This is a genomic window from Microbacterium sp. TPU 3598 (assembly GCF_002356155.1).
GTDB classification, from domain to species: domain Bacteria; phylum Actinomycetota; class Actinomycetes; order Actinomycetales; family Microbacteriaceae; genus Microbacterium; species Microbacterium maritypicum_A.
The window spans coordinates 3,134,585-3,158,086 of the sequence record NZ_AP017975.1 but is presented as its reverse complement, the minus strand read 5'-3'; the positions used below and the strand labels follow the sequence as shown (position 1 = coordinate 3,158,086).

Genomic DNA, 23,502 nt, shown 5'->3' with positions numbered 1-23,502 from the left:
GGGGCACGACCATCGGCACGACACCACACGACGACGACGTTGAGAGGTTTCTGATGCACGAACGAATCATGCGAACCGCGAGCTCGAGTTCCCGATCGGTCGCACCGCCTCCTCGATCCTTCGGCATACGACGAACGGGTGCGGTCGTCGCCGCGGCCGCCGTGGTCGGAGCGCTGCTGACCACGAGCCCTGCTGCCGCGGCGGAGCCGTTCACCGAACTCGTCGACTTCGAGGCCTACGAGCGCGTCGCACTGAACGGGCAGGACGGATGGACGTCGTCCGCGGCTCCCCGTGTGATCGCCGATCCGCTCAACGGTAACAACCAGGTCGTCGAGTCCGTCGGCGGCGGTCAGCAGTCGTATCGCGCGATCCCGGCCATCGCCGAGGGCACCACCGGCACGCTGTTCTTCCGCTTCCTGCGCACCGGCAGCGTCGACACCTCCTTCGGGGTGACCGATGTGGATGCGCCGAACGACTACGCGCACAGCCGCGCCTACGTGAACAACCAGAACGACGACGTTCTGCGCGTGCGCGACGGCGGGTCGTTCGCGCCGGCGGGCGTGTGGTCGAAGGACGCCTGGCAGTGCGTGTGGATCGTCGCCGACAACGCGGCCGACAAGGTCACCGTGTACAGCCAGGGCGGCGCATACGAGCAGCAGACCCGCCTCCCCGAGGGCGCCGAGCAGCAGTTCGGTTTCCGCCAGGCGGTGAACGGCGCGCTCGACCGATTCTTCTGGAAGAACGGCGCCACGAGCACGGGTCGCCTCCTGCTCGACGACGTGGCCGTCGACAACACGGGCGAGAACCTCGCGATCGCGACGGGCAACCCGGGCGACTGCGCACCGGGCGGCACGGCGAACGAGCCACTGCTGAACCCGCTGCCCGACCCGGGAATGGCCGACCTCGGCATCGAGGTGACCGAGCTCGCGCAGCTGCCCGCGTCGCAGACGACGCCGGCCACGCAGGACCCGCGCCTCGTGCGCCACAACCGCATCACGCACCTCGACGAGGTGCCGGACGACTCCGGCCGGCTGATGGTGCCCGACAACAACGACATCCTCTACCTGGTCGACAAGGAATCGGGCGAATACGTCCCATACCTCAACGTCCGGAACGAGTTCATCGACAACTTCCACAACAGTGCAGGGCTCGGGACGGGCCTCGGCTCCGCGGAGTTCCACCCCGACTTCGCCGAGAACGGGCTGTTCTACACCGTCCACACCGAGGGCGGCACGGCGCTGACCGAAGACACCCCGGACTTCCCGGCCTTCGGCACCACCGCGTTCCACAGCGTGATCACCGAGTGGAAGGCCGACGACCCGTCGGCGGAGACCTTCGCCGGAACGCACCGCGAAGTCATGCGCATCCCGTTCGCGGGTCGGGTGCACACCGTGCAGCAGATCGCGTTCAACCCGACGGTGTCGGAGGGCGATGCCGATTACGGCAACCTCTACATCCTGGTCGGAGACGGCGGCAACGGTGTCGGCAACGGCAACCCGCAGGATCTGGCCACACCGCAGGGCAAGATCCTGCGCGTGAACCCCACGGGCGACGACAGCGAGAACGGCGAGTACGGCGTCCCGTCCGACAACCCGTTCGTGGACGAGGCGGATGCCCTGCCGGAGATCTACGCGGTGGGCATGCGCGACCCGCACCGCATCAGCTGGGACACCGAGGGCGACCACACCATGTATCTCGCGCACATCGGCGAGTGGCAGGTCGAGTCGATCTACGCCGTCGAACCAGGAGACAACTTCGGCTGGTCGGTGCGGGAGGGTTCCTTCCTCGCCGAGAACCGGCAGATCTTCCCGCTGCCGACGGACGAGGCCGAGAACGGCTTCACCTACCCGGTGGCCGCCTACGATCACAACCGCGACCCCGGCCAGACCGGTGATGCGGGAGTGGCCGTGAACGGCGGATTCGTCTATCGCGGTGAGATCCCCGAACTCCAGGGGCGCTACCTCTTCACCGATCTGGTGCGCGGTTGGGTGCTGTCCACGGATGCCGAGGAGATGGTGCGCAACGACGGCGACATCGACGACCTCGCCACGATCGAGGAACTGCGGGTCTTCGCCGACGGTGAGGAGACGACGTTCCAGAAGCTGGTCGGCGACACACGCGTCGACCTGCGGTTCGGCTCCGACGCCGACGGCGAGCTCTACCTCGTCTCCAAGGCGAACGGCAAGATCTGGAAGGTCACAGGGGCGCGGACGGTCGATGAGCCGACCAACCCGTTCGTCCTTCCGGCGCTCGCCCCGAACGTGGTCACGCACCATGATTTCGACCACCCGGACGCGGCGACGCCGACGATCGAGGTCGATCAGGGGCGCTCCGGCACCGATATCTCGCTGATCAACGGCGGGGTCGAGATGCGGGTCGCGGACCGCGCCTATCCCGGTGCGGGAGAGGCCCTGCAGACACAGCAGATGAGTCCGCGGACCGCGTCGAACGACGACTGGAAGGCGGGCATCTACGACGCGGACGGCGTCGATTCGCTCGGCGCGTTCGCCGACACCGACAAGGCCGCCGTCATGGGGTGGTTCAAGCCGACCGGCGATCACCCGGCCCCGAACTCGGGCACGGCGAACCCCGACGACGTGTACAACGCGATCGGTCTCGCGGGCGTGCTCACCGGTACCTCCGACGGTCACGCGGTGCGGGCGCTGCTCGAGGTCATCACGGTCGACGGCGAGCTCAAGCTCGTGGCGCTCGGGCGTCGAGTCGACGGCGCAGGTTCGTGGACGTTCGCGGCCGACCTGCCGTGGAACGAGATCCTCAAGAAGGGGCAGTGGGTTCACCTCGCGGCGACCTTCGACTTCGCGGCGGGCGAGATGAAGCTGTTCATGAACGGCGAGGAGCTCGCGGGGAAGTACACCGCGGCGAACCCGTGGGGTGGAGGAGCCACGTCCGACACCGCACCGGCCGGCATCAAGATCGGCGGCAGCTTCCCGCAGAACACGAAGGAGGCCAATCCGTTCAACGGGCGGATGGACGACATCATGCTGCTCGACACGGTGCCGACGGCCGAGCAGGTCGCGGCGCAGTATGCGCTGTACGCCGTGCCGCCGGTCGAACCGCCGACGCCGCCGACCTGCACACCGGACGGCGAGGTCATCACCGACGTGATGGAGGAGGGCGACTGGGCGCCGCGGACACCGGCCAAGTGGGACTTCCCCGGTGACCAGATCGTGCTCACCGAGGCGGGGACCAACCCGAACGACGGGATCCGCCGGCCGTTCGAGTACGCCGTGCTCACCGAGGGGCCGGAGCTCGGCTCGTTCGATCTCACCGGCGAGGTGCGCCTCGACGAGAAGGCCTCCGTGAACAACCGCGACGTGATCATCGTGTTCGGCTGGAAGTCGGACACGGAGTACTACTACGCACACCTCTCGCAGGACAACTCGATCTACCCGCACAACGGCATCTTCAAGGTGAACAAGGCGGATCGGGAGCGGATCGACGATCAGTGGGACGGCGCGATCGGTGCTCCACCGGCGGTCACGGACGAGGAGTGGCACGACGTGCGTGTGGTCCGCTGCGTCGACAGCGGCGAAATCGCCGTCTACGTGGACGGCCTCGACACCCCGCTGATGACCGCGAACGACACGACGTTCCCCGAGGGCCGGGTGGGCTTCGGCTCCTTCGACAACTTCGGGCGCCTGCGCGACCTCTCGATCACCGCGGCGGCCGTGGACACCACGGCGCCCGCGGTGACGGTCAAGAGCGGTGCGGAGTTCACGGTCGGACGGGACGGCGCCTACAGCAGGGCATCGTTCCAGCTCCAGGATGTCGGGTTGATCGATCGGCTGACGCTGAACGGGGTGCCGAAGGACCTCACGGACGCGGTCTGGTCGGACCTCAACGGTGTCGTCCCCGGCGCGTTCGGGGCGGTCGAGGGGGAGAACACCCTGGTCGTGTACGACGTGGCCGGCAACGCCACCACCGTGCGATTCACCCTCGACGTCACCGGTCCCGCGGTCACCGTCAAAGACGGTGGAGCGTTCACCGTCGGTGCGGGCGGCTCGTACGGCCTGGTGTCGTACAAGCTCAACGACGCGGGCAGGGTGGATCGGCTGGTCCTGAACGGGGTGGGGAAAGACCTGACGGACAACGTCTGGTCAGACCTCAACTTCGTGAAGCCGGGAGCGTTCGGAGCCGTCGCCGGGGCGAACACTCTGATCGTGTACGACGTGGCGGGCAATGCCACGACCGTCCCGTTCACCCTGACGGGTGGTTCGCCGTGACGAGCGCCGCACGATAGTCCACGTCGTGCGAAGGAGCGGGCCCCGGGAAGCAGATCCTCCCGGGGCCCGCTCCGTCGATGACCGCGTCCGAGAGTCGACCGACCGGAGATCGCGCCCGAGGAGGATGGAGGGGGTGACCGGGACACTGGGGAGAGCGCGGGTCACCCACCTCCGCTGGCCGGGGAGCCAGCAGTGGGAGGAGCGGAAGAGGCCGCTCCCGAGATGAAGACGGTCCCCACCGCCTGCATCACCGGTCCCATCACATCAGCCGGAGAGTCGTTCGATCGCAGTTCAGCTTCGACTCCGTATCGATGTCCCCCGACTGAGGTGCCGTTCGTAAGGCGTGAAGTGGTCGCCGCCGTCGACGTAGGTATCGGCGGGAGGACGCGGGGCGCGTCACGATTCCCCGGCGGCACTTCCTCTGATGCCGGCGTGCGCGGCCACTGAGGCGACTCGTGGCCATCACTGCAATCGCTCGGAAGTGCCACGTCAAGGGGATCCCGTCCTCTGGAGAGCTCCCCGCGGTGCGGTGGGGTGGGTTGTGCACGGTCCGCGGATCTGGGGGACAGCACAACACGAACCGTGCCCATCGACAGCAGCATCCGATCCTCCATTCGGGTGCCGAGGTAAGGAACAGCATGAGAAACACCAAGTCCGGCCGTTTCGCGCTCAGCGCGGGCGCGGTCGCCATCCTCGCCGGGGGGCTCTTCGCCGCCCCGCTTGCCGCGAGCGCTGCGGAGACGGATGCTCTCGACGTCGCCGTCAACCCCACCTCCGAGTGGGCCAACGGTGACGAGCAGATCGTCAGCATCGCTGCCTCGAACAACACCGACGAATCCGGCGTCGTCGACCTCACCTTCGGCGTCTCCGGCACGAACGGTCAGGAATGGCGACAGGACATCCTGGGCCACACGTCTGCACCGACCGTGACGATCGACGGCTCCCAAGTTCCGCTCACCTGGTCCGGAACGCAGGAGAAGCACCTGAGCTTCGAGGTCCCCGCAGGAAAGACTGCTCTCGTCTCTGCTCCGTTCACCATGAGAGCGTGGACCACGGATACCCACTCCGAGTACGCCACCGTCTCGGCGAGCACGCTCACCACGAGCACCGACACGGTGCCGGGAAACTGCCAGACCGGCACCGAAACGGACTGTCGCGCGACATGGGATGTCCCGCAGTGGTATTCGGAGGAACTCACACTCGCCAGCACTCCCGCAACCGGGGGCACGGTGCAGGCGGGGGATACGATCACCTACTCGCTCACGGCGCTCACTCATCTGTGGAACGCGAACGAGAACGTCGTCGCCGCAGCTGATCTGACGGACCTTCTCACGCACGCCACCCTCGTCGACGGCTCGCTGCAGACCACGAGCGGCTCCGTCGACATCGATGCAGACAACCGCCTCCACTGGAGCACCGCCGAGCTCGACCCCGCCGGTGTCGGCGACAACGGCTCGGGAGACCCTGAGACCGCCACGTTCCAGGTCACGGTCGACGATGACACGGCCGAGGGTTCCGCCCTGCAGGTCATTGCCGGCGGATACGGCTTCCACCCTCTGTTCGGTTCCGAGGGCCGCATGCTCGAAGCAGCAATGGACCCGACGACGGGCGCGATCACTCCCACGGCCGCGGCCACGAGCACCCTCACCGTCGCCGCCTCCGACGACATTCCCGTGCCGGCCATCACCGTGACCGGAGTCGACGACCAGGTCAACACCGTCGGCGATGATGTGGCGGTTCAGGTCGAGGCGTCGTCGAGCGACTCATCCGCGCTGAGCTACTCGGCTGACAACCTGCCGGACGGAGTGACCATCGATTCCGCGACCGGTGTGATCTCGGGCGTTCCTACTGCGGCCGGTGAGTACACCGTCACCGTGTCGGCATCCTCCGACTCGGCGGCAACGGTCGACACCACGTTCCTCTGGACCGTGAGCGCAGCATCCGCACCGATCCCGGATGACAGCACCGGGGCCGACACCTCCGACGGTGGCACGGCGACTGCGGGTGGACCCTCCGTGCACACCGGAGGAGCGCTCGCCGCCGATGCGGACTCGACGGCTCCCTGGGCGGTCGGCGGATCCGCGCTGCTCGCACTGCTGGCGGCGGCGGCCGGTGTGATCGGTTTCCGCAAGGTCCGGGCGCAGCGTAGCTGAGTCCTCCGTCCCGAGGTCGGCCCCGTCGTCTCGATGACGACGTGGGCCGGCTTCTCGGTGCGTCTCGTCCTTCGCGGGCTCGTCCTTTCTCCCGCTCCCTCCTGACAGATTCGATGACATGAACATTCCGACCGTCTCCCCGACTCCCGGCGATGCCGACACCGCGTCCGTCCGGCGCGAGCGCAGGCTCCCCTTCGTGTGGATCGCCGGCGCAGCGGTTCTGATCGTCGTCGCGGCAGCACTTACCTTTCTCTTCGGCGCGGGCGAGGAGCCCTCCGCGCCTGCGGAATCGACACGAGACATGGCCGGCAACGCGGTGGTGCTCGAAGACCCGATCCAGACCCCTCAGTCCCTCGCCCTCATGAACGTCGTCGAGGACCTCGGTGAGCGCTTCGCCGTACCGTCGGTGGGCTTGGACGTGCCGCTCGGCGGGCTCGACATGGTCGATGGTGAGATCACCCCACCGGGGTTCACATCGGCGTACACCGTGCGGAACCTGGGCGTCCCCGATGATCCGTCTGCGGGCACGACCTACGTCGTCATGCACTCGATCCCCGCTCCTGGCGTCGCGCCGGGCAACTACCTGATCGATGTCGCCGACGGACGTGCCGCCGTGCCCGCGGGTGCGCAGGTGCTGGTGGGAGAGAAGGTCTACGCGGTGGACTCGTCGTACTCGGTGGACAAAGGGGAGCTCTCCGCGCAGTCCGCGCTGTGGGCCGACCGTCCGGGACGGCTCGTGATCATCACCTGTCAGCAGCTTCCCTCCGGCGCGCGCTCGGTCCAGAACACGGTGATCGAAGCCCACCTCGTTGCCTCTTGAGACCCGATCGGGGTCTCGATTCCTCCGATCCCTCGCTTCTTCTGTCCTTCCAGGCCAAACTGAACGCATGTTCGGCAATCAGGTTGCCCTCACCGATGCGGTCGCCTACGTCCGATCCGGTGTCGACGTCGCGGTTTATGGTCGGCCGGGTAACGGACGCACCACCTTCCTGCGCCGCCTTCAGGAGGTGCTGCGGGCGAGCGGCTTCTCCGTCCTGCTGATTGCCGGCGCGCCCGGACTGAAGCGCGTTCCGCTGGGAGCACTCGCGGCGTTCTTCGGTGACCCCGCGCAGGTGTCGCGGTTGCCGGACGTCAGTGGCTACTCCCAACGCCTCAGAGAGGCGGCGCAGGCGGACTTCGTCGTGCTCGTCGATGATGCCGACCACCTCGACGACGCGTCGTGGGGGGTCATCCGGGCGGTTCAGCACCAGATGATGTTCCCCGTCGTGACGACGCACCGCCGCGTCAAGGAAGTGCTTCAGGGAGCGCGCAACCCTCACCTCGGACGCGCCTACCAACTCCGCTTGCAGCCGTTGCGGCTGGATGAACTCGAGGCTCTGCTGGAACAGCGCGCCGACGCGGCGATCGACCCCGCGACGTTGAGCCGCATCTTCGGCAAGTCCGGAGGGCTCGCGGGCCTCGCCATCGGCATCTGGGAGGTCGGTATCCAGGAGGGGCAACTGGTTCTGGTCGACGGCGTATGGGTGGCGCAGAGTGAGCTGTGGAGCCCGACGCTCGGTCGTCTCGTGGAACGCCACATCGGACCGCTGGGGCGACGGGAGAGAGGTGCGCTCGAACGCCTGAGTCTCGGTGGCCCGCTCGATCTCGACAGCACCGTGGCTCTCCTCGGTGGGGCTCTCGTCGAGAAGCTCGAGGAAAAGGCTCTTCTCACATTCGAGCCGGTCAACGGTCAACTGCGGTCGGCCGTCGCTCCGCCTCTGATCGCCGAGTACTTCCGACACCTCGCGCTTCCTGCGCGTGCCGCCCGGTTGGCGCGCGGGGACGCGGGATACATCGCGGATGAATCAATCCTTCGCGGGGTCACCGACGTCAGCGACCTCCACGCCGCGCAGCCGGACGCGATGTTCGTTCGCTCGGTGCAGGACGCGGCCCGCGCGCGACTCCTTCTCGCTCGAGCCGGATGGGAGCAGGACCCGAGCGCGAGGAACGCCTTCGCGTATCTGCTCGCGCTGGGCGCCGGTGACCTCGGACAGCGGGAGGTTCGTTCGATCCTCGACCGCACGGTCCATGATGACGACCTCATGGCGAGTGTGCGATTGCGGGGCTGGCACTCGGCCTGGCTCGCCGGACGGGGAAGCGTCGCACAGGCGAAGCAGTTGCTGCGCGACGGTGAGTCGTCTGCAGGGAAGTTCCGTCCAGCGCTGCAGGCGGCGCGGATGCGTCTGGAGCTGCTCTATGAGGGATACGACGGAGACATCCGCGATGAAGTCGCGCCACCAGAGGGGCTCCCCGATGACGTTCGCGGATTCGTCCGCGTCATCCGGGCCGCCGGACTCCTCATCGCCGGACGGATCATGGCCGCGGAGGAGGAGCTGGCTGAAGTGGATCCTCACAGTCTGGGCGCGGACTGGGCAGATCACGAGACCGTTCGCGGCCTGGTGCGCCTCGCGAAAGGCGAACATGCCCAAGCCACTCTTCTCGCCTACAGTGCGCTCGATCACGCGCGCGCCTCCGCGGATGCCACCGCCGTGCGCACGACCGCCTACTTCGCTGCGCTGTGCCAGCTGGTCCGCGGAGACTATCGGGAGGCCACGACGTTGGTGGAGACGGCGCTCGCGGTCGGGACTCCGAGCTCGAACGCGCCGACCTCGCTTCTGGGAGCGCTGTGTATCGGGAGCATCGTGGCGGGACGCACCGGGAGCGCAGGCCTCGCCCAGACGAGATTGGACCAGGCGGAGCGCCTCGCGATCTCGGATGGACCGTTTCCCGCCATGTCGACGAGCTGGCCGCGCAGCCAGATTCAGCTCGCCGCCGGGCGCGCCGATACCGCACGTCAGGAGCTTCTCCAGGGTGCTGAGCGCCTCTGGCGACGCGGGGCACGGTGGAGCGCGGTGCTGGTGCATCTGATCGAGTTGGAATTGTGGCCTGATCCCGAGCGATTCGAGGAGCTCCGTCCGCGTCTCGATGCCGTCGAGGGGGAGTTCGTCGGCGCCCTTCGCACATATGTCGAGGCACTCGTCACGAAGAATCCGACGCAACTGGAGGAGTCCGCACCGCGGCTCCTGCGCACCGGACGCGCCGGCTTCGCCGTCAACGCCTACGACCGCGCGGCACAGCTCTTCGAAGACGCGGGTCATGCGGAGGATGCGGAACGCGTACGCCGTGCCGGGGAGGAACTCATCGCCGGTCTCGAACCGGGGACGTTCGACGCGGCACGCTTCCGCAGCGCGGATATCCTGCTGACGAAGCGCGAGATCCAACTCGCGCGCTTGGCAGCCATGGGCTGGTCGAACCAGCAGATCGCCACGGAGCTGGTGCTGAGCGTGCGCACGGTGGAGAGCCATCTGCACCGCATCATGAAGAAGACCGCGACGACCAGCCGCCGAGACCTCGCCGAGTACCTTCCCGAGAGGTCTTTGTGACGGTCGAACCGTCGAAAGTCCCGGGTGGCGGCGGAGTCTCCCGCGCTACCCGGAGTACGGGCGCACGCAGGTGTCCTGCGCCGCACTCTGCCCGTCGACGTTCGCCGGCAGGCTCTCGGGCTGCGTCTCGGTGCCGGGCTGCGCCTCGGTTCCGGGCGTCGTCGTCGGTCCTTCGGACGGCGAGGCGACCGGCGGGGTGGCCAGCTCGCTGCCGCGGCCGGTGTGGTCGGCGCTGATGTCCACCGTCTCGCCCGAGGTCACCCGCTCCATCAGCGCGGCCGCGGCCTGCTCATCGGGGACGACACGATCGCCCGCCGGAAGGTGCGGATAGGAGACGAACGCGAGGTTCTCGAGGGGGAGGTCGCTGAAGACCTTCGCCATCGACGCGAGGGTGCCGAGGTCGGCGAGCGGCGTGGACAGTGTCATGTTCCTGGTCGCCGCATCGGCGATCCCGTACAGCTTCACCGGATCCGTCAAGGTGGACCGATCGCGGAGCGTGCGCACCAGAGAGGAGAGGAACACCTGCTGCGTCGAGATGCGGGCGAGGTCGCTCCCGTCGCCGATGCCGTAGCGGGAGCGCAGGAGCGCCAGAGCCTGTTCTCCGCTGAGGTCGTAGGTCCCGGCTTCGGGGATCTCCAAGCCGGAGTGCCGATCGTGTACCGGACCTGCGAAGCAGATGGGCACGCCGCCGACCGCGTCGGAAGCGTCGATCACCCCGGTGAAGCTGATCTCCGCCGCGTAGGCGAGATCGATCCCGGTGAGTGCCGTGACCGTGGAGGCGACGCACCCCAGTCCGCCGCGGGCGAGGGACTCGTTGAACTGCACCCGGTGACCGGCATCCCAGGTCTTCCCGGAGTCGGGGTCGGTGCATGCGGGCATGTCGACGAGCAGATCGCGCGGGAAGGAGATCACGGTGGCCGCGTCGTGCGACTCGTTCACGTGCAGCAGCAGCGTCACGTCGTTCCTGCTGCCTTCGACGTCGCCGCCCTCACCGTACTGTGCCCCCTGCCCTGCGCGACCGTCGGAACCGACGAGCAGCACGTCGAACTCGCCGTCGAAATCCGCGACGACGGGTGGCTCGTCCGTGCGTGCGGGGTGCAGGTCGACCGTGGTGACGTTCTGCGACAACCGGATCGCCGCGACCGCGACCGTTCCTCCGCCGATGACCAGGACGGCGATTGCGGTCAGGGTGAGGAAGCGCCGCAGGCGTCTCCGGCGCTGTCCGCTCGGAGACGCCTGTCTGCGCGGAGAAGGGGACGGGGGAAGACTCATGGGCACGACCTCTCGACATCGGCGAACGGCCAGTGTCGAGGAGGAATGTCACACGAGTGTCACACGCGGGGCATGGTCACACGGAACGTCGCCCCGGGAGACCGGACCAGGAGTGTGAGGTCTCCGCCGAGGAGCCGTGCGTTGTCGCGGGCGATCGCGAGACCGAGCCCCGTTCCCACCCCGTCGGGGCGCGAACGGTCGGTGGTGACGAAGCGGTCGAACACCCGCTCCGCGTCGGCCTCGGCGATGCCGGGGCCCTGGTCGCCGACGTCGATGTGCACCGCGTCCCCGTCTTCGTGCACCCGGACGGTGAGGGGTGGTCGCCCGTGCCTGGAGGCGTTCGTGAGCAGGTTCGCCACCACGGTGTGCAGCCGGGCGGGGTCGGTGTGGATGCGGAGATCGGGGGAGACCGACACCTCGACGTGATCGACCCCTGTCGCGTCGATCACGTCGTCCAGCAGATCGGGGAGAGAGAGAGTCGTGCGGTGCACGCGCGCGACCCCGGCGTCGAGGCGGGAGAGTTCGAGCAGGTGCTCGATCAGCGAATGCAGGCGGCGGGTTCCGGTGCGTACGACCGCGGCGGCGACCGCCCGCTCCTCCGCCGTCGTCTGCTCGTCGTCGTCGAGGAGTTCGTCGACGGCCATCATCGACGTGAGGGGCGTGCGCAGCTCATGGGCGACGTCGCTGACGAGCCGTCGGGACTCCGCTTCCCGGCGCTGCAGCTGCGCGATGGTGGACCCCAACTGTTCGGAGGAGAGGCGAAGAGCATCGGCTACCCGGTCGACGTCGTCGAACGACGGTTTCCACGCCGGTGGCCCCTCGCCGGACCCGACCGCCTGCGCGGTGTCGACCAGACGGCGGAGCGGGCGTGTCAACGCTCCGCCGAGAAGGCGTTCGAGCAGCACGACGAGCACCACCACGCCGCCGCTCAGGAGCGCCCCGGAGATGACGAGCTCCCGCACCTGCTCCCGCTGCGGCTCCATCGAGTACGCCGTGACCACGGCGAGTCGGGCGTTCGGGTCCTGGGGGAGATCGTCCCGCACCACGGAGACGAAGAAGACATCGCGTCCTTCGAGCGTGGTCATCAGCGACGTCAGGTCTCCGGAGCGACGGGTGTCGTCGATGGCGAGCGCATCCGGCACCTGGTCCGGCCGGAGCTCGCCCGCGCTCCGGCCGCTGTCGAGGTCGATGATGACCGTCTCGCCGGGAAGGATCTCGGCGTAGTACTTCCAGGTGTCCTCGGGGGACCCGGTGGAGATGGACGTGAACAGGGCGTCCGCGGTGGTCGAGAACTCGTCGAGCAGCCCCTGTTGCCGGGATTCGTAGACGATCCGTCCCGCGGTGAGCACCACGACCCCGGTGACGAGGACCGACACCGCGATCGTGCTGCCCACGAGGGCGAGCGCGATCGCCGCACGGAGGGTGGGGCGACGACGACGTGCGGTCATCGCAGCCGGTACCCGATCCCGCGGATGGTCTCCAGCTGCGGCGTCGAGACGTTCGCTGCGGTCAGTTTGGCACGCAGCCGCTGGATGGCGGTGTCCACGACCCGCGGGGTGTCGGGCGGCGACTGCGCCCAGACCGCGTCGATCAGTCGGGAGCGGCTCAGAGCGTGTCCGTCATTCAGGGCCAGCTCATGGAGGAGCCGGAACTCGGTGGCGCTCAGCGGGAGGGGCTCGCCGTCGGCCAGCGCCTCGGCGGAGTCCTCGTGCAGTTCGAGCGACCCGACACGCAGGGGCTCCACGGTGAGGCGGGAGCTGCGACGCAGAACCGTCCGCAGGCGTGCTTCGAGCACGGCCACGCTGACGGGCTTGGCGATGTAGTCGTCGGCTCCGGCGTCGAGGCCGACGACGACGTCTGCATCCTCGTCTCGCGCGGTGAGCATCACGGTCGGGAAGCCCCATCGGGTGCGGATCTCTCGGCACAGCGAGAACCCGTCGCCGTCCGGGAGCATGACGTCGATGATCGCGACATCAGGGACGATGAGTTCGGCGAGCCGGCGGGCCGAGGCGACATCCTCGGCTGTATCGACGGTGTGACCTCGGCGTCGCAGAGCGGTCGTGAAACCGAGGCGGATCTCCGCATCGTCGTCCACGAGCATGACCTTCATCAGGTGCCCACCTCCTCGGCCATCGTGCGCTTGCGATGATAGACGGGCGCGCCCGTGCGCATGCTCCACGCCCGTGGTCGCACGCGCCGCAGGAGATCGCACGCGGCGCAGGAGGCCGTCAGGCGGACCGGCTACCCTCGTGGCATGCGCCGAATCGTGGTCCTCCCCGTCGTTCTCGCTGCCGGACTCGCCGCCGGGCTCCTCGCCGGGTGCTCGCAGGTGACGCAGATGGCCGGCGACGCCGTGGGCATCGACGTGGAGGCGACCTGCACGACGATCGACGACGCCTACGGGCAGTACCAGTCGCTGCTCGACCAGGGTGAGGTCTCGGCGGAGCAGGCCGATGCCGCCCGCGATGAGCTCGTCTCATCGCTCGAGGGGCTCGCGGCGAATGTCGACGGCCAGCTGGGAGACCTCATCCGCTCGGGTGCCACGCAGATCGGCGGCATGACAGACCTGCAGGCTCCCGAGACGGTCGAGGCGATCGAGCAGCTCAAGGACTCGGCCTCGGCGTTCTGCGGCTGATCCTCCGGCCTGTGAGACGATGCCGGAGATGAGCACTGCGGCTGAAGACGAGCTCCGCGTCCTGCGGGCCCGCGCCTATGGTCCGACGGCGGACATCGAGAACGACCCGGCCGCGCTCCGGCGCCTCCAGCAGCTGGAAGCGATGCAGCAGCCGAAGCCCGCGGTGACCGATGCCGTCATGCCCGTTCCCGACGTCGAGCAGCTCGGGCGGGCCGCCCGAAACCGATCGGCCGACTCCGCTCGGCACGAGACATGGCCGGGAGAAGGCACGCCGGAGCCGGAGGGGGATGCGCTCGACGTGTTCGCCGACGCCCCCGCCGATGTTCCCGCCGATCCGTCGGATCCGGTCGCACCGAAGGAGGAACCGGCGGAGCGCATGGCGGCCTGGTTCTCGGAGCGCACGACCACGGTCCTGTGGTGGGTCGCGATCGTGGCTGCTGCCGCGATCTCGGCGGCCGTCACCTTCGCTCTCGTGAAGATCGCTCCCGTCGCCGTCTCCTCCGGAGCGCCGCAGATCGCCACCCTCGAACCCACGTCGGCCCTGCAGATCCCGGCAGGGTGGATGGGGGCCGGCCCGAGTTCCGCCGTGTTCGACTTCTATGGCCTGGCTCTGATGGAGACCACGGGAGGGTATGGCGGCGGGGGCATCGGAAGCGAGTGCTTCACCGTCGCCCGCGCCGACCAGGTTCCGAAAGCGGAGGAGTTCGACGCCTCCTCGAGCTGGAGCTATGACGGACCCATCTACACCGGCTGCGCCGTCGGCACGTTCCCCGCGACCGTCGAGGTCCCGTTCGACAGCAGCGCGCCGAAGGAACTCAGCGAACGGTTCCCCTCGGGAACGGCGCTGCAGTTCGTGTACGACGGCGAGCGCGTCGGGGTCTTCCTCGACAGCGAGGGAGCAGACCGCTAGCCGACGACCGGATCCCGGTCGTCGGACGTGCCGGCTGTCACCGAGGCGCGCTGCCGTTCGGCGTACTGCGTGCCCCACCGTGTCAGTTCGACGAGCAGCGGCGTCGCGGTCGTGCCGAGTTCGCTGAGGCGATACTCGACCTTCGGCGGCACCTGCCGGTACACCGTGCGGGTGATGAGTCCGTCCTCCTCCAGCTCGCGCAACTGGCGGGTGAGCACGCGCGCGGTGGGGTTCTCCAAGAGGCGCCCGAGTTCTCCGAACCGCAGCACCTCGTGCTCGCCGAGAAGCGTGAGGATGCTCGGCTTCCAGGCCCCGCCGAGGACCGCTATCGACACCTCGGCGTCGCATGACTCCGACCAGTCGCGCACGATCCGCTCGGTCTTCTCCCTCATCGCACCCTCCTCGTGCCGGTCGCCCATAGTATCCGTGGTGTCAGTACGTGACAGGAATGACCGTACTTGCAGCTTCTGTCTGTACTTTACAGACTGAACACGTGACTTCCACCCCCACCGTGACCGCTGCGCGTTCGACCCTTCGTCTCTGGTTCGCGATGGTGCCTCTGCTGCTCGGGATCCTGATCGGCGCGCTCGCCATCAGCAGCGTCTCCACGGCGCTTCCGGCCATCCGCGGCGAGCTCGCCCTCAGCGACACCGAGGGTCTCTGGCTCGCCGACGTCTACGCACTCTCGCTCGCAGCGACGCTCATCCTCGCGGCGCGGATCGGCGACGCCTTCGGGCGGAAGCGGATCGTGCTGATCGGCCTCGCCGGATTCGCGGTGCTCAACGCGGTCGGCGGATTCGCGCAGAGCGGACTGCTGCTCATCGCGGTCCGGGCGCTCCTCGGCGTCGCCGAGGCGTTCGTCGTCGCCGGCGTGGTCGCCACGATCGGTGCGAAGTACCACGCCAGGGAACGAGTGCTGGCGTACGGGCTGTGGACGGCGACGTTCGGAGTGGGCAGTGCGCTGGGACCGGTTCTGGGTGGGCTCCTCGCGGAGGGGCCGGGATGGCGCTGGCTGCTGCTGGGGAGTGTGCCCCTGGCAGTGCTCGCCGGCGTGCTCGCCCTCTGGCTGGTGCCCGATTCCCGCAGCTCCCGGGCGCCGTCATGGGATCTTCCGAGCATCGCCACGTCGATCGTGGCTCTCGGCGCGCTCGCCTTCGCCCTGCACGAGGCGCTCGTCGCCCCCGTGCCGGCGGGGATCGCCGCAGTGGTCGCCGTCGGCAGTCTCGTGTTCTTCGTCCTTCGCCAGCGGAGGCTGTCCGAACCGCTCATCGACATGCGCCTGTTCGGGATCCCGGGATTCAGTCCCGCCATCACCCGCATCCTCGTCGCGAGCGGCGTCTCCTCGGCATCCGTGCTCCTGGTGAGCCTGCACCTGCAGGACACGAGAGGATGGAGCGCCGCCGATGCCGGTCTCGCGATCCTCCCGCAGGCGGCAGCCATCGCGATCGGCGGAGTGATCGCCCCGATCGCGCTCCGCTGGGTGCGGGCCGAAGCGCTCACCGTCGGGGCGCTGCTGCTGCAGGCCGGCGGAATGGCGTGGCTCTTCACCGATCCCGAGGTCGTCGCCGCGCCGCTGGCTCTCGTCGGCTTCGGCTTCGGCATCGGGGCGACGCTCGCGGCCACCGCGCTCTTCGATGTCACCACCGAAGACGACGCCGGTCAGGTCGGCGCGATCCAGGAGGTCGGCTTCGCGCTGGGCGGCGGTCTCGGGATCGCGGTTCTGGGAACGATCGCCGCGGTGGTCGTCGGCGGCTTCACCACGGCGGTGCTGGTCGCCGCGATCGTCGTGGTCGCCGCTGCCGTGATGCCGCTCGTCCGTCGCCGGACCGGGGCTCCGCAGCGGTCGATCGGCTGACGGGTCGGTCAGCGCCGGTCCTGCTCCAGAGTGGTGCGCGCCAGCTCTCGCGCCACCTGGAACGGCTCGGCGAAGGTCTCCATCCCGACCGTGACGATCGCACCTTCGTAGAGCAGCATCATGGCCTTCGACATCAGTGCGGGTTTCGAGAGGCGCGCTTCGCGGCACAGCTCGAAGAACAGCTCCAGCAGCCAGGCCTTCTGCCGCGACACCTCGGGAAAGACCGGGTGGCCGTCGTGGCCGTCGCCGATCTCCGCTCGGGCGTTGATGGCACTGCACCCTTTCGGGCTGTATTCGTCGGACCAGGTGATCGCCGCGTCGAACACGGCGAGGACCCGATCGATGCCGGGCTCGGGAGTGCGGTCGAGGTGCCGGGCGACGTGCGCGCGCCAGAGTGCGTCGCGGTGCTGGAGGTAGGAGATGACCAGGGCTTCCTTCGAGCCGAACCGATCGTAGAGCGTCTTCTTCGTGACCCCGGCCGCGTCGGCGATGGTGTCGACGCCGACCGCATGGATGCCGCGTTCATAGAAGAGTCGTGACGCCGCGTCGAGCACGCGGGTGGCGCCGGGGGTGAGCGGGGCGAGTTCGGGAACCGGGACGGCCATGTCTTCACTATACCGCTCTGACTACACCGACCTGTATAGTCATCGAGATGAGTAAACAGATCGGTGTACTTCGTCTCGTGGTGACGGTGCTGGCCTCCGCGGCGTTCGTCGTGACGTGGAGCTCCGGCTTCCTCGTGCCCGCGATCGCCGTCGAGGCCGTGGCGCCCCTGACCCTGCTCGTGTGGCGGTTCGTGCCGCTCGCGGTGATCCTGGTCGTCATCGTGGTGCTCACCGGGGCCTCCGAGGGCATCACTCGCGTCGATGTCGGGCGGCAGGCGCTCATCGGCTTCTTCGCGCAGTTCGGCTACTGTGCATCGGTCTATGCGGCGATCGCGGCGGGCGTCGCGACAGGGACGACCGCGCTGATCGACGCAGTGCAGCCGCTCATCGTCGCGGTCCTGGTCGGTCCGCTGCTGGGCCTGCGCGTCCGCGGAGTGCAGTGGGCCGGACTCCTCGTCGGGGCGGCGGGTGTGCTCCTGGTCGTGCGGTCGCAGCTCGACGATTCGGAGGCGCACCCGCTCGCCTACGTCTGGCCGGCGCTGGCGATGGCCTGTCTGATCGTCGGCACGTTCCTCCAGCGCCGCTCGGCGCCGCGGACCGGCACCCTCGTCACGCTGGCCATCCACGTGACCGTGACGGCCGTGGCACTCGTGCCCATCGCCGCGGTCTTCGGAGCGCTCGCGCCCCCGGCATCCGTCTCGTTCTGGCTCGCCGCAGGATTCGCCGCCGCCTTCCCGACTCTCGCCGCCTACGGGCTGTACTGGTGGCTGCTGCGCCGGGTGGGCATCACAGCATTGAACGCGCTGCTCTTCCTGGTCGCTCCGACGACCGCAGCCGCGGGAGCGCTGCTGCTCGGGGAGCCGCTCACCGTCATCACGCTCCTCGGATTCGTCCTGTGTGCTGCCGGCGTCGCGGCCGTGCTCGTGAGCGAAGCACGTGCCGGGGGAGAGGGTGAGCGCGATGTTACGATGGCGACGGCAGCTGCGAGGGAGTGACGACCCTCGGCCTTCGGGCAGGCGGCTCCCGCGCGTCCGGCGTATCGACGAGAGGCCGATGAGCGATCGGCGAAGGTGTGGTGGCACCGCGATCTAGCCCCCGCCCGCACCTCCAGGGCTTTCGCCACCTGGAGGAATCATGTCGTCATCCGACCCCGCTCGCACTCTCGCCGCCCGGCTTCCGTTCACGCCCCCTGGCGCGCGCATCACCCTCATGGGACACGTGCATCGGCGCAGGGAACTCGCCACCGTGTCGTTCCTTATCCTGCGCGACCGCACCGGACTCGCGCAGATCGTGTTCCGGCCCGAACAGCTGCCGGAGGGCGGCCTGCCGGGTGAGGAGACGGTCGTGCGCATCGAAGGTACGGCCACGGCGAACGCGCATGCCCCCGGCGGCATCGAGGTGACCGCTCCCGACATCACCCTGCTCTCGGAGCCCGCGCGCACCCCGGTCGTCGAGCTGTGGCGTCCCACACTCGACGCCGCGCTTCCGACCGTGCTCGACCATGCGGCCGTGACCTGGCGGCATCCTGCCCAGCGTGCCAAGTGGGAGCTGGCGGCGGCGAGCATGCGCGCATTCCGTCACACGCTCGACGCCGAGGGATTCACCGAGATCCAGACGCCCAAGCTCGTCGACTCCGTCACGGAGTCGGGGGCCAACGTGTTCCCCGTCGACTACTTCGGCACCACCGCCTACCTCGCGCAGAGTCCGCAGTTCTTCAAGCAGCAGCTGGTCGGCGTCTTCGAGCGCGTCTACGAGACGGGGCCTGTGTTCCGAGCCGAGCCGCACGACACGGTGAGGCACCTCGCCGAATACGTGTCGCTCGACGCCGAGCTGGGCTTCATCCGCGACCATCGCGATGTGCTCGCGCTGCTGCATCGGGTCCTGCTCGGCATGATCGACGGCATCCGCACCGAGAGCGCGGAGGCCGTCGAGCGCCTCGGTCTCGCTCTTCCGACGATCCCCGACGAGATCCCGGTGATCCACTTCCAGGACGCGCTGCGGCGGGTCGGCGCCCCGGACGACGAGCCCGACCTGGCTCCCGCGCACGAGCGCGCTCTCGGCGAATGGGCGAAGGAGCGGTACGGCAGCGACGTGCTCGCCGTGGAGGGGTATCCGATGCGCAAGCGGCCCTTCTACACGCACTCCCAGCCGGACGACCCGCGGTGGAGCAACAGCTTCGACCTGATCTTCCGTGGCCTCGAGCTCGTGACCGGCGGGCAACGCCTGCACCGTCACTCCGAGTACGTCGCGGCCATCGAGGCGCGGGGTGAATCGCCCGACGCCTACTCCGCGTACCTCTCGGCCTTCGCCCACGGGATGCCGCCGCATGGCGGTTTCGCGATCGGGCTGGAGCGCTGGGTGTCGCGGCTCATCGAGGCGTCGAACATCCGTGAGGTGACGCTCTTCCCACGCGATCTGCACCGGCTCACCCCGTGAGCGGTCGGCGTCGGCATCCGTCGTGACTCCTTGGGTCGCGGTGCGCGATAGCATCTGTTCCATGAACTTCAACCTCTCCGCATGGTGGTGGCTGCGATAGCAGCCGGTTGAAGCAAGATCACGGGCTGCGCGGCAGTTCGTGACAGCACCCGAGAACTCCGTGCGGCTCCCGACGCAGGGAGAGACAGATGGATTCGTTCACCGCGACCGCGCAGCGATCGACGGAGGTCGCCGACGCCGTGGCCCGGCACCCGGAAAGGTTCCGCGTGCTCACGGGGGAGCGCCCGACTGGGGCGCTCCACCTCGGACATTTCTTCGGCACCATCCGGGAGCGCGTGCGGCTGCAGGATGCCGGGGTCGAGACGTTCCTCGTGCTCGCCGACTACCAGGTCATCACCGATCGCGACACGACGGCGCACGTGCGCGACAACGTGTACGGTGCGGTCCTCGACTACCTCGCCGCGGGGATCGACCCGCAGCGGACGACGATCTTCACCCACTCGTCGGTTCCGGCGCTGAACCAGCTGCTGCTGCCGTTCCTCAGCCTCGTCACCGAGGCGGAGCTGCACCGGAACCCGACGGTCAAATCGGAGCTCGAGGCGTCGGGGCGGGCGCTCAGCGGGCTGCTGCTGACCTACCCGGTGCATCAGGCCGCCGACATCCTCTTCTGCAAGGGCAACCTCGTGCCGGTGGGGAAGGACAACCTGCCGCATGTGGAGATGACGCGGGTGATCGCTCGGCGGTTCAACGACCGGTACGGCGCGATCTTCCCGGTTCCGGAGGCGCTGATCACCGCGACCCCGGAGGTGCCGGGGCTCGACGGCCGGAAGATGTCGAAGAGCTACGGCAACGCGATCGCGCTGTCGATGACACCGGACGAGACCGTCGCGGCGATCCGTCGCACACGGACCGATCAGGATCGGCGGATCACCTTCGACCCGCAGCATCGCCCCGGCATCTCGGCGCTTCTGACGACGGCCGCTCTGTGCCTGGACGTCTCTCCCGAGGAGCTGGCGGATCGCATCGGCGACGGCGGCAGCAGCGCGTTGAAGTCGCTCGCCGCCACCGCTGTGAACGAGTTCCTCGCTCCCCTGCGGGAGCGCCGCCGAGCTTTCGCCGCTGATCCCGACCTCGTACGCTCCGTGCTCCGCCGGGGGAACGAGCGTGCCCGTGGCATCGCCGACGCGACCCTCGACGAGGTGCGGGAGGCGATGGGGACCGTGTACTGAGTGCGCATGCCTGCCGCGGCGGTGGCGCTCGCTAGGGGCGGCGCGCTTCGATGAGGTGACGGGTCGAGTGCGCGATGAACGGACCGTCCTGCTGGATCAGGTCGTGGAGGTCGCGCAGTCGGTCGCGGCTGTTCTCCACGGTGAATCCCGGCACCCACCAGATCACCTTGCGCAGGAGATAGACAGCGGCGGCGACGTCGTGGATCTCGATGCGCAGGCGCGCGGTGCGCAGGTCCACGATCTCGAGCCCGGCAGCCTCCGCGGCGGCGACCTCATCATCCTGGTGGCGTCCGCGGCGTGCCTCGGGCTGCGGGCCCAGGAAGAACTCGATCAGCTCGAACGCGCTCGCCGGCCCCACGTGCTGCGCGAAATAGGTGCCGTCGTGCGTCAGCACCCGTGCGATCTCCGACCACCAGATCGTCGCGGGGTGCCTGCTGGTCACCAGGTCGAAGGCCTCGTCGGCGAAGGGCAGTGGAGGCTCGTCGGGGTCGGCGACGACCACCACGCCGCGGGGGTGCAGCAGCTGCGTCGCGCGACGCACGTTCGGGGGCCACGACTCGGTCGCCACGGCCGCTGGCGGGAAAGACGCCGCTTCGGCGAGCACCTCGCCGCCCCCGGTCTGGATGTCGAGCGACGCCGAAGCGGTGCCGAGACGGTCGGACAGCAGGCGGGCGTAGCCCCACGGCGGCCTCTCCTCGGTCGCTCGGCCATCCAGCCAGGCGAAGTCCCACCCGGTGACGTCAGCGGTGTCGCCGGCCTCGATCAGCGCCTCGAAGGAATCCGTCATGGGTCGATTCTCCCAGCCCGGTCTACTACGGGTGAGATGCCCCGGCCCGCCTTCCGTTCCTCGCGCTCCTGCGGTCTACTGGACGCGAATCGACCGATGGGCGGGAAGGAAGATCGACATGTATCGGAGCAACGGAAACTACGAGGCCTTCGCGCGGCCCCGCAAACCCGAAGGGGCGGACGACAAGACCGTGTGGCTGGTCGGGGGCGGCCTCGCCGCGATGGCGGCGGCGATCTTCATGATCCGCGATGGCCAGATCGCCGGCGAGCGGATCACGATCCTCGAGGAGCTGGGTCTTCCCGGTGGAGCGCTCGACGGCATCAAGTATCCGGAGAAGGGATTCGTGATCCGCGGCGGGCGCGAGCTCGAGGACCACATGGAGTGTCTGTGGGATCTGTTCCGCTCGGTGCCATCGCTCGAGATCGACGGCGCCAGCGTGCTCGACGAGTTCTACTGGCTGAACAAGGACGACCCGAACTCGTCCCTGTGCCGGGTGACGGAGAAGCAGGGGCAGGACGCCCACACCAACAAGCTGTTCACGCTCTCCGACAAGGCGCAGAAGGACATCATCGATGTGATCCTCGCCACGCGGGAGCAGATGGAGGGCAAGCGCATCGATGAGGTGTTCGGCGAGGAGTTCCTCGCGAGCAACTTCTGGCTCTATTGGCGCACGATGTTCGCCTTCGAGGAGTGGCACTCCGCCCTGGAGATGAAGCTGTACCTCCACCGTTTCATGCACCACATCGGCGGTCTCCCCGACTTGTCGGCGCTCAAGTTCACGAAGTACAACCAGTACGAATCGCTCGTGCTGCCGATGCGGAAGTACCTCGACGACCACGGGGTGCGGTTCCGCTTCCATCACACCGTCACCGACGTGCACTTCGACCTCACGGACGGGCGCAAGCAGGCGACGCGCATCGACTGGATCGTGGATGGCGAGCCCGGTGGCGTGGACCTCGGACCGGACGATCTGTGCCTCATGACGATCGGGTCGCTGACGGAGAACTCCGACAACGGCGATCAGAACACGGCGCCCCGGCTCCTCGACGGTTCCGCCCCCGCGTGGGACTTCTGGAAGAAGGTCGCCGCGAAGTCGCCCGACTTCGGGCGCCCCGAGGTGTTCTGCAACGACATCGACAAGACGAAGTGGGAGTCGGCGACGGTCACCACGATCGACGAGCGCATCCCCGCGTACATCGAGAAGATCGCGCAGCGCGACCCCTTCTCGGGGAAGGTCGTCACCGGTGGCATCGTCACGGCGAAGGACTCGTCGTGGCTGATGAGCTGGACCGTGAACCGGCAGCCGCATTTCAAGGCGCAGAAGCCCAACGAGATCGTGGTGTGGGTGTACGGGCTGTTCGTCGAGACGCCGGGCGACTTCATCAAGAAGCCGATGCAGGACTGCACGGGCGAGGAGATCGCGCAGGAGTGGCTGTATCACCTCGGGGTTCCCGTCGCGGACATTCCCGAGCTCGCCGCATCCGCCGCGAAGACGGTGCCGGTGATGATGCCGTACGTCACGTCGTTCTTCCTGCCGCGCAAGGCCGGCGACCGCCCGCAGGTGGTGCCGGAGGGCAGCGTGAACTTCGCCTTCCTCGGTCAGTTCGCCGAGACCACCCGCGACACCATCTTCACGACCGAGTATTCGGTGCGCACCGCGATGGAGGCGACCTATCAGCTGCTCGACATCGAGCGCGGTGTGCCGGAGGTGTTCAACTCCACCTACGACATCCGCTACCTGCTGAAGGCGACCGCGCGGTTGCGCGACGGCGAGGCCGTGCACATCCCCGGGCCGAACTTCGTGAAGGGCAAGCTTCTCGACAAGCTCGACAACACCCAGATGGGCGAGCTCCTCACCGACTTCGGTCTGATCCCGGCGCACGGAAGCACGACCAGGCGCGAGCGAGCGGACGACGCCATCGAGTGACCGGCTGCGGGGGAGTGGGACGCGACC

The 23,502-nt window shown here is 68.5% G+C and carries 17 protein-coding genes; 11 read left to right on the top strand and 6 right to left on the bottom strand.

Annotated features, from left to right (window positions below; all coding sequences use genetic code 11):
* Positions 1-68: 68 nt before the first annotated feature.
* From MST3598_RS15055 to MST3598_RS15040, 4 genes are all read left to right on the top strand, one after another.
* On the top strand, positions 69-4,244 hold the full coding sequence (locus MST3598_RS15055) for a PQQ-dependent sugar dehydrogenase (RefSeq protein ID WP_029259913.1): 4,176 nt from the start codon (positions 69-71) through the stop codon (positions 4,242-4,244).
* Positions 4,245-4,882: 638 nt separating this feature from the next.
* Positions 4,883-6,397, top strand: a complete 1,515-nt coding sequence (locus MST3598_RS15050; RefSeq protein WP_029259914.1) for an Ig domain-containing protein — start codon at positions 4,883-4,885, stop codon at positions 6,395-6,397.
* 118 nt (positions 6,398-6,515) lie between these two features.
* On the top strand, positions 6,516-7,217 hold the full coding sequence (locus MST3598_RS15045) for a class F sortase (protein ID WP_051671157.1): 702 nt from the start codon (positions 6,516-6,518) through the stop codon (positions 7,215-7,217).
* 67 nt (positions 7,218-7,284) lie between these two features.
* A complete protein-coding gene (locus MST3598_RS15040) occupies positions 7,285-9,819 on the top strand; it encodes a helix-turn-helix transcriptional regulator (RefSeq protein WP_029259916.1) in 2,535 nt (844 codons plus the stop codon).
* 45 nt (positions 9,820-9,864) lie between these two features.
* On the opposite strand, the gene MST3598_RS15035 is transcribed toward MST3598_RS15040, so the two are convergent.
* The 3 genes from MST3598_RS15035 to MST3598_RS15025 are packed head-to-tail and all read right to left on the bottom strand — an operon-like array spanning position 9,865 to position 13,201.
* Positions 9,865-11,091: an LCP family protein gene (locus MST3598_RS15035; RefSeq protein WP_029259917.1), complete on the bottom strand. Its 1,227-nt coding sequence runs from the start codon at positions 11,089-11,091 to the stop codon at positions 9,865-9,867.
* Between the two features lie 59 nt (positions 11,092-11,150).
* Entirely contained in the window at positions 11,151-12,539 is a 1,389-nt protein-coding gene (locus MST3598_RS15030; RefSeq protein WP_051671158.1) for a sensor histidine kinase, read from the bottom strand.
* The gene (locus tag MST3598_RS15025) at positions 12,536-13,201 is read right to left on the bottom strand and encodes a response regulator transcription factor (protein ID WP_051671159.1); all 666 of its coding nucleotides are present in this window, start codon (positions 13,199-13,201) and stop codon (positions 12,536-12,538) included. Before MST3598_RS15025 ends, MST3598_RS15030 begins: the two co-directional genes overlap by 4 nt.
* 144 nt (positions 13,202-13,345) lie before the next feature.
* On the opposite strand from MST3598_RS15025, the gene MST3598_RS15020 reads away from it, so the two are divergent.
* Entirely contained in the window at positions 13,346-13,726 is a 381-nt protein-coding gene (locus tag MST3598_RS15020) for a hypothetical protein (RefSeq protein WP_029259920.1), read from the top strand.
* A 28-nt stretch (positions 13,727-13,754) separates the two neighbouring features.
* Complete coding sequence (locus MST3598_RS15015; RefSeq protein WP_029259921.1) at positions 13,755-14,636, top strand: hypothetical protein; 882 nt, start codon at positions 13,755-13,757, stop codon at positions 14,634-14,636.
* Here MST3598_RS15015 and MST3598_RS15010 read toward each other — a convergent pair.
* Positions 14,633-15,028 (bottom strand): winged helix-turn-helix transcriptional regulator, encoded by a 396-nt coding sequence (locus MST3598_RS15010; RefSeq protein ID WP_029259922.1) that lies wholly within the window; start codon positions 15,026-15,028, stop codon positions 14,633-14,635. The two genes, MST3598_RS15015 and MST3598_RS15010, sit on opposite strands and share 4 nt — an antisense overlap.
* Before the next feature lie 101 nt (positions 15,029-15,129).
* Here MST3598_RS15010 and MST3598_RS15005 point away from each other — a divergent pair, with 101 nt between their 5' ends.
* The gene (locus MST3598_RS15005; protein ID WP_051671160.1) at positions 15,130-16,491 is read left to right on the top strand and encodes an MFS transporter; all 1,362 of its coding nucleotides are present in this window, start codon (positions 15,130-15,132) and stop codon (positions 16,489-16,491) included.
* Between the two features lie 8 nt (positions 16,492-16,499).
* On the opposite strand, the gene MST3598_RS15000 is transcribed toward MST3598_RS15005, so the two are convergent.
* Entirely contained in the window at positions 16,500-17,096 is a 597-nt protein-coding gene (locus MST3598_RS15000) for a TetR/AcrR family transcriptional regulator (RefSeq protein ID WP_029259924.1), read from the bottom strand.
* Between the two features lie 47 nt (positions 17,097-17,143).
* Between MST3598_RS15000 and MST3598_RS14995 the strand changes: the two genes are divergently transcribed.
* From MST3598_RS14995 to trpS, 3 genes are all read left to right on the top strand, one after another.
* Positions 17,144-18,091, top strand: coding sequence for a DMT family transporter (locus tag MST3598_RS14995; RefSeq protein WP_231494478.1), 948 nt, complete (start codon positions 17,144-17,146; stop codon positions 18,089-18,091).
* A 139-nt stretch (positions 18,092-18,230) separates the two neighbouring features.
* A complete protein-coding gene (gene aspS / locus MST3598_RS14990) occupies positions 18,231-19,532 on the top strand; it encodes an aspartate--tRNA(Asn) ligase (RefSeq protein WP_096359618.1) in 1,302 nt (433 codons plus the stop codon).
* A gap of 188 nt (positions 19,533-19,720) precedes the next feature.
* Positions 19,721-20,761: a tryptophan--tRNA ligase gene (trpS, locus tag MST3598_RS14985; RefSeq protein ID WP_029259927.1), complete on the top strand. Its 1,041-nt coding sequence runs from the start codon at positions 19,721-19,723 to the stop codon at positions 20,759-20,761.
* A 31-nt stretch (positions 20,762-20,792) separates the two neighbouring features.
* On the opposite strand, the gene MST3598_RS14980 is transcribed toward trpS, so the two are convergent.
* Entirely contained in the window at positions 20,793-21,548 is a 756-nt protein-coding gene (locus MST3598_RS14980) for a class I SAM-dependent methyltransferase (RefSeq protein ID WP_029259928.1), read from the bottom strand.
* A gap of 118 nt (positions 21,549-21,666) precedes the next feature.
* Between MST3598_RS14980 and MST3598_RS14975 the strand changes: the two genes are divergently transcribed.
* Positions 21,667-23,475, top strand: coding sequence for an oleate hydratase (locus MST3598_RS14975; RefSeq protein ID WP_036271713.1), 1,809 nt, complete (start codon positions 21,667-21,669; stop codon positions 23,473-23,475).
* Positions 23,476-23,502: the final 27 nt, after the last annotated feature.